The following is a 3,703-nucleotide window of genomic DNA, read 5'->3' as shown; positions in this document are numbered from 1 at the left end:
GTGGACCGCAGTCGGTGCGGCCGGTGGCCTCCGCGGCGAGGTGGTAGAGCCCGACCAGATCCACCAGTTCGACCCCATGGCGGTGCTCCGGGCGTACGGGGACCGGCCCTCGACCGCGGCGTGCAGCGTCGCCCCCAGCGACCACAGGTCCGCCGCCACACTGGACACGCCCTCGGCGGCGCGCTCCGGGGCGACGTACTGCGGGGAGCCGAGGACCATGCCGGGCCGGGTCATCGCCCCGTCGCCGCCGTCGAACACGGCGAGCCCGAAGTCGGTGAGCAGCACCCGCCCGTCATGGGCGACGAGCACGTTCTGCGGCTTGACGTCGCGGTGCAGGACACCCGCGGTGTGCGCGGCGCGCAGCCCGGCGAGCAGTGCCAGCCCGACCGCCGCCGCCCGGTCCGGCGGCAGCGGACCGTCGGCGTCCAGGACGTCCTGGAGGGTGCGGGACGGGACGTACTCCATCACGATCCAGGGGCTGTCGCCGACCCGGACCACGTCGTAGACGCGGACCACGTTCGGGTGGTCGATGCGGGCGGCCGTCCGCGCCTCGCGCAGCGCCCGGGAGCGCAGCTCGTCGCGTTCGTCATCGGTGAGCCAGCTCGGCGGGACCACCTGCTTGACCGCGACCTCGCGGTGCAGCACCTCGTCCCGGGCCCGCCAGACCCGGCCCATGCCGCCGCGCCCGACGAGGTCGAGCAGGCGGTACCGCCCGGCGACCAGCCGCTGCTCCACACTCCACCCCCGCCCCGGCCCCGCCCGGCGTACACCTTAGCCAGGAGATCGGGAGTCGCCTATCCACTGTGGGCGGGTTTCCCGGTCCTCCTAGCAGGCGGTGCCGCCGACGGCGAGCAGGTTCCCCTCCGGGATGACGATCGCCTGCCGGCCACCGCCCAGCCGGGCGGTGACCCGGCGGACCTGCACCGGCCCGTGCTCCCGGCGCGCGGTGGCGTACGTGGCGGCGGTCCGGGCCGCGATCGTCGCCCAGCCGTACCGCTCGCCGACCATCGTCCGGGCCCGCCGTGCCACCCGCCGGGCGAAGACCTCGTCGCCGAGCAGGTGGCCGACCGCACCGGCGAGCGCGTCCGGGTCGCTGTGGGGGAACGTCACGCCGGTGATGCCGGGTTCGACGATCTCCGCCAGGCCGCCGGTGCGCGCCACGGCCAGGGGTGCTCCGGCTGCCGCCGCCTCCAGAGCCACCATCCCGAACGGCTCGTAGAGGCTGGGCACCACCGTCGCGTCCGTGGCGGCCAGCACCGCCGGCAACTGGGTGGCGTCCAGGAAACCGGCGAAGCGGACCGACTCGCCGAGGTCCAGGCGCCGTGTCCGCTCGACCAGCTCGTCCCGGTACGGGCCGTCGCCCGCGATCACCACCCGCAGGCCGGGGTGCCGCTGGAGCAGGTGCGGCACCGCGTCGACCAGGTGCTGCACGCCCTTCTCGTAAACCAGGCGGCCCGCGTACCCGACCAGCGGGCCGTCCCCGGCGAACCGGGCGCGGGCGGCGGCGACCGCCCGGGGCCGGGCGTGCCAGGCGCGGTCGTCGACCCCGTTCGGCACCACGTCGAGCCGGGCGTCCGGCACGGCGAACAGCCGGGCGACCTGGTCGCGCATGTAGCCGGAGCAGGCGATGACCCGGGTGGAGGCGTTGCTCAACCAGTGCTCCACGCCGTGGATCGTGCGGTTCATGTCCTCGGGCAGCCAGCCCTGGTGCCGGCCCGCCTCGGTGGCGTGGATCGTGGTGACCAGCGGCAGGTCCAGGTGCTCGGCCAGCGTGACCGCGGTGTGCGCGACCAGCCAGTCGTGGGCGTGGATGACGTCGTACGCGCCGGACTCGGTGGCCCGCAGCGCCGCACGGGTCAGCGTGTGGTTGAACGCCATCGTCCAGGCCAGCAACGACGACGTGGCCAGCGGGAACGCCACCGGGTCCTCGGCGGCGCGCAGGATGCGCACCCCGTCGGCGTACTCCTCCAGGGGCGCGCCCTCGGTGTGTCGCGTGACGACGGTGACCTCGTGCCCGGCGGCGGCCAGCGCCACCGACAGGGCGTGCACGTGCCGGCCGAGGCCTCCGACCAGCACCGGCGGGTACTCCCAGGAGAGCATCAGCACGCGCTGGTGCCGGGCGGGGTGGATGTCGATCACGTCGGCCTCTGGTGACACGCGGCGCCCCCTTTGAGTTGTCCCCGAGCCCGCGCCGACCGGCACCGGAATCGATGCCCGTCAGGCGTGTAACTGGATCGGAACCCATCCTGCTGGCATCCGGCTAACCAGCGGAGACGCGACCGTTGCCGTCGTGTAAATCGCTACCGGCGGTCGCTCCGCGCCCGGAGCAGCTCTGCCACCGACCAGGCCTGGAAGGGGCAGCCGGTCGCCTGGTGCGGTGGCAGGCCGTCGGCGGTCTCGCTGACCGAGCCCAGGCCGTACTCCGTCAGGTGCGCCTCGATGCCCACGAACAGGTCGTCGACGCCGAGCCGCGCCCGCCGGGCCGCGTCGGCGTACGGGCCGAGCAGCCACGGCCACACGGTGCCCTGGTGGTAGGCGCCGTCCCGCTCGGCCGGCCCGCCCCGGTGCCGCCCGAGGAACTCCGGCGAGTCCGGGGACAGGCTGCGCGGGCCCAGCGGGGTGAGCAGCCCGGCGGCCACCCGACGCAGGGTCGGCTCGTCCGGCTCCAGCGGGGCGTACGGCAGCGACCAGGCCAGCAGCTGGTTGGGGCGCAGCACGTCGTCGTCGTGGTACGCGGCCCCACCCAGCGGGTACGCCGGCGCCGGCGCGTCCACCACGTCGTGCAGCCAGCCGGCTGGGGACGGGAACCGGTCGCGGAACGCCTTCGCCGCCCGCTCGTGCAGCCGGTGCAGGTCCTCGGCGTCCTGCCCGGCCAGCTCGGCCAACTCGGCAAGGCCCGCCAGGCCGTTGATCCACAGCGCGTTGACCTCGACCGGCTTGCCGGTGCGCGGGGTCACCGGCACCCCGTACACCCGGGCGTCCATCCAGGTCAGCGCGGTGCCCGGGGTGCCGCCCTGGGTGAGCAGCCCGTCGTTGGGGTCGACGGCGATGCCGAACCGGGTGCCGGCCATGTGCGCGTCCACGACACCCCGCAGCGCGGGCAGCAGCTCGCCGCCGAGGTCGGTGTCGCCGATGACGGTCACGTGCCGGCTCACCGCGTGCAGGAACCACAGCGTCGCGTCGACCGTGTTGTACTCCACCCGCCCGGTGTCGGCTGTGTTCGCCAGCATGCCCTCGGACAGGGTCGCCGCGTACGACCGCAGCAACTCCCGCCCCTCGGCGGCCCGGTTGGTGCAGAGGAACAGGCCCTCGTACGAGATCATCGTGTCCCGCGACCAGGCGCCGAACCACGGGTAGCCGGCCACCACGTCCGGCCCGTTCGCCGTACCGACCACGAACGCGTCGGCGGCCAGGGCGAGCGTCGCCTCCACCGGGTCGGCCGGTTCCGCCGCGGTCACCACGGCCCGGTTGCGGGCCCGGGCCGCCGCCACCACCTCGGTCGCCTCCGGCGGCTCGTCGGCCAGGTCGCCCGCCCAGGCGAGCACCGACACGGTGTCGCCCGGCCGCTCCAGCGCGCCGGAGAACCGGCCGGCGTGCCACAGGTCCTCGTCGGGGTGCAGGCCGCGCGCGGCCTCCTCGCGGTGGTGCGCGCCCACCCACCACTGGCCCTCCGGGGACCAGCCCGGCCCGGCCAGGCGGAACG

3 protein-coding genes are annotated in these 3,703 nt (G+C 75.3%); all 3 read right to left on the bottom strand.

All coding sequences use genetic code 11. The annotated features are described in order from the left end of the window. A partial coding sequence (locus tag AB0I76_RS25090) for a serine/threonine-protein kinase (RefSeq protein ID WP_357040111.1) occupies positions 1-735 on the bottom strand: 735 nt, incomplete at its 3' end. A 90-nt stretch (positions 736-825) separates the two neighbouring features. Further along, on the bottom strand, positions 826-2,157 hold the full coding sequence (locus AB0I76_RS25085) for a glycosyltransferase family 4 protein (RefSeq protein WP_357040108.1): 1,332 nt from the start codon (positions 2,155-2,157) through the stop codon (positions 826-828). A gap of 143 nt (positions 2,158-2,300) precedes the next feature. Then, positions 2,301-3,703 (bottom strand): amylo-alpha-1,6-glucosidase (locus tag AB0I76_RS25080; RefSeq protein WP_357040106.1); only part of this gene is annotated, 1,403 nt, incomplete at its 5' end.

Source organism: Micromonospora sp. NPDC049799, assembly GCF_040656655.1.
In the GTDB taxonomy this organism is placed as follows: domain Bacteria; phylum Actinomycetota; class Actinomycetes; order Mycobacteriales; family Micromonosporaceae; genus Micromonospora.
Note: the sequence above shows the minus strand (reverse complement) of the source record. Positions and strands in the feature narration are given on the sequence as shown.